The sequence below is a fragment of the Ammonifex thiophilus genome, assembly GCF_003368535.1.
In the GTDB taxonomy this organism is placed as follows: Bacteria; Bacillota; Desulfotomaculia; order Desulfotomaculales; family Ammonificaceae; genus Ammonifex; species Ammonifex thiophilus.
In genome coordinates this window covers 1-2,617 of sequence record NZ_QSLN01000041.1, presented here as the reverse complement: position 1 = coordinate 2,617, position 2,617 = coordinate 1, and the positions used below count along the sequence as shown (strand labels likewise).

Below are 2,617 nucleotides of genomic sequence, written 5' to 3'. Positions count from 1 at the left end.
CCCCCCGCCGCAGCCCCAGCCACAGGCGGTAGCGCCCCACGACCTCCGCAAAGTGGGCGGCGCAGAGGTAGCGCTCCCGCCCCCTCGGGCGGACCGCCACCGCGGCCCTCTCCCCGCACCAGCAGCTCCTCTTCTCCCCCAGGCCGCTAAGGGGGGTAGGATCGAGCCTCTCCCGCACCTCCGGCTCCAGGCCTTCCAGTAGCTCCCCCTGCGCCCTCAGGCCTCCCAATAGCTCTCCCAGCGCAACTGGTCTTCCCGCAGCCATCACCCAGACCTCCTCCCCTGCAACCTCTCGCGCAGGAACGGCCCCGCGCCCGCGAGCTCCACCGCCAGGTCGGCCAGTTCCTCGGCCCAGCCTTCGACGAGCTTCGCCTCTTCCCAGAGCCAGCACCGCCGCAGGTCGGCGACAACGGCGCGGCAGACTTCCGAGGCCCTCAGTGCCAGCTCGCCCGCCTCTCCGAGCCGGCAGGCGAGGTAGGTGGCCCCGTCCCTCCCGTTTAAATGGTCCACCTGGCCCTCCCCCTCTCCTTCCTCCTCTGCTTGCGGCACCAGTGCCGCCACGCCCTGTCGCCGTTGAAGGTCAGGACCACGAGGGTCCTGCCCTCCCGTTTTACGGCGAGGTAGAGGCCCTGGTGTTCGACTTCCCACGCCCCGCCGGGGAGCCGGCGCACGAAGCGCCCCTTCAGGGCCGCCCCGCGCAGGAACGCCCCGGCGGCTTCAGGGTCCGGGGCTTCCACCCCCGCCCCCCGCCGCCAGTCGGAGAACCGCTCCAGGGCGTGTCTCGTCACGGCCACCGGCGGGCGGGCCATCCCCTCCAGCCTCGCCCTCACGCCCGGGGGCAGGAGGTCGGCGATGGGGACGGAAAGGACCTGGGACACGGCAGACCACCTCCTTTGAGAAGAGAGAAGGGCCCGGCGCAGGGCCGGGCTCCGGATGAAGACCGGGCAGGACTCAACGGCTTTCTACCGCCCGGGCGGCCAGGGCAGAGGCCCCAGCCTCCCGCCCCCGTGGCTCGAAGAAGGGACAGAGGTGCGTGGACGGCACGGCCCTCAATCCCTCCCGCCGGGCGCACGCCCCCATCAGGCCTTCCATAACACGAAAAGGGCGGTAGTACCTGCACTTACGGCAGCAAGCCGAACTCCAGTCCTGCATTTTCATCGATTTTCATCTCCTTTCTTCTCTAACAGGCCAGCCAGAACTTCATCGAGCCACAGTCTAGTCCGGCTCTCTCCGGTGATTGCCCCGTTTTCCTGAGACTCCAAGGACACCTCCTCCGCCGCCTGCAAGACGCGCCACCGCCCGTCCTCGCGGACGAAGAAGACGTGGAACCTGCGCCAGCCCGGCCCGCGCCCGCCGCCCCTCCCCGGCACCCCCGGGCGCGGCACCCGCACCACCACCGCCTGCGCCCGGTAAGCCAGGGGGCGCAGGGTATCGGGGTGGAGGAGCGCAGACTGGTCGGCGATGTAGCAGAGCTCTACCTCGGCTTTTCCCAGGCCGGGAAGGGAGCGGACCAGCCGCAGGGCCTGCTCTCTTTTGAGGGGAGAGGCGTAGACGTCTTCTGCCGGGATCTGCATACCACCACCTGCCCTACCAGGACCTTTAGGACCTTCTCAAGCTTTCGAAAAAAAAAGCGAGTGCCGGGGATCCCTTTTTAAAGATCCCCGGCGCCCCAGCCCACAGCCGCTTCCGGAATCAGGCCTTGTCTGCCCAGCTGCTCCCCAAATCCTGACACACAACTGCTCAGCCCACCACCTCGGCGGAGACCACCTGGAACCGCCCGAAGTCCGGCCTGAAGTCGCCCAGGCCCACGAAGCGCCCCGCCACGGAGAGCACTTCCCTCAACAGCTCGGGCGAGATGTACTCCGGCGCGAGCACGTTCACCGTAAACTCGCACCGCCAGCCCGGGAGCAGCCCCGGGCGCTCCCGGTTGATGCGGTTCCGCTGCACCACCACGCCCCGGCGGTCGACGAACTGGGGCTCTTTGGCCTTCTTCCCGCCCACCAGCACGGGGCACATCTCCGGCTCGACGAATATCGCCGCGGCGAAGAGGTCCCTCGCCTGCTTCCTCTGCCCCGAGCTACGCGGGTCCGGAAAGTGCCTGGCGGCGTTCAGGATGCAGGCCTTGATGTTGACGGCCGGGATGGCGATGAACCCCTCCGGGTCGCGGTAGAGGTAGCTCTCCAGGTCGTCCGTCTTCTTGTCCCTCGACCCCTTGGGCGCCTTGCTCTTCCGCTCCGCCACCTCGGGGTCGTAGCGGTGGAAGAGGATCCTCGACACCCCCTCGATCACCACCCTCATCGAGTAGGGCGCCAGCGGGAGGGAGGTCCCCCTTCCCCTCCAGGGACTGGTCGGTGAGCCTGGCAACGGCCAAGGAAGACCACCTCCGTGCGATGCGGGAATTTTGGGTCCAAAAAAAAAACCCGGGCCGGGGAGATTCCCCGGTCCGGGGCACACCGGACTGCACCGGGCCAAAGTCACACCTAGCCAAGCCGTGCCGTACCTTGCCGTGCCAGACCGTGTCCTGCCCAACCCAGCCGCGCCTTGCCCTGCCTTGCCTAACCGTACCTTGCCCAGCGAGACCCCTCCGGCGAAAGCGAAAAAAACTGCTCCTAGGATG

The 2,617-nt window shown here is 68.2% G+C and carries 6 protein-coding genes; all 6 read right to left on the bottom strand.

The features are described 5' to 3' along the window. Window positions 1-265, bottom strand: a 265-nt coding sequence (locus tag DXX99_RS10920; RefSeq protein WP_134643016.1) for a hypothetical protein, incomplete at its 3' end; no start/stop codon positions are given. Next, complete coding sequence (locus tag DXX99_RS10915) at window positions 265-510, bottom strand: hypothetical protein (RefSeq protein ID WP_115793501.1); 246 nt, start codon at window positions 508-510, stop codon at window positions 265-267. The genes DXX99_RS10920 and DXX99_RS10915, both read right to left, overlap by 1 nt. Further along, window positions 498-878: a hypothetical protein gene (locus DXX99_RS10910; protein WP_115793500.1), complete on the bottom strand. Its 381-nt coding sequence runs from the start codon at window positions 876-878 to the stop codon at window positions 498-500. Before DXX99_RS10910 ends, DXX99_RS10915 begins: the two co-directional genes overlap by 13 nt. A 73-nt stretch (window positions 879-951) precedes the next feature. Further along, a complete protein-coding gene (locus tag DXX99_RS10905) occupies window positions 952-1,158 on the bottom strand; it encodes a hypothetical protein (RefSeq protein ID WP_115793499.1) in 207 nt (68 codons plus the stop codon). Further along, on the bottom strand, window positions 1,155-1,574 hold the full coding sequence (locus tag DXX99_RS10900) for a hypothetical protein (protein ID WP_115793498.1): 420 nt from the start codon (window positions 1,572-1,574) through the stop codon (window positions 1,155-1,157). The genes DXX99_RS10905 and DXX99_RS10900 overlap by 4 nt, the downstream gene beginning before the upstream one ends. Window positions 1,575-1,740: 166 nt before the next feature. Beyond that, window positions 1,741-2,617 (bottom strand): hypothetical protein (locus DXX99_RS11600; protein ID WP_165847844.1); only part of this gene is annotated, 877 nt, incomplete at its 5' end.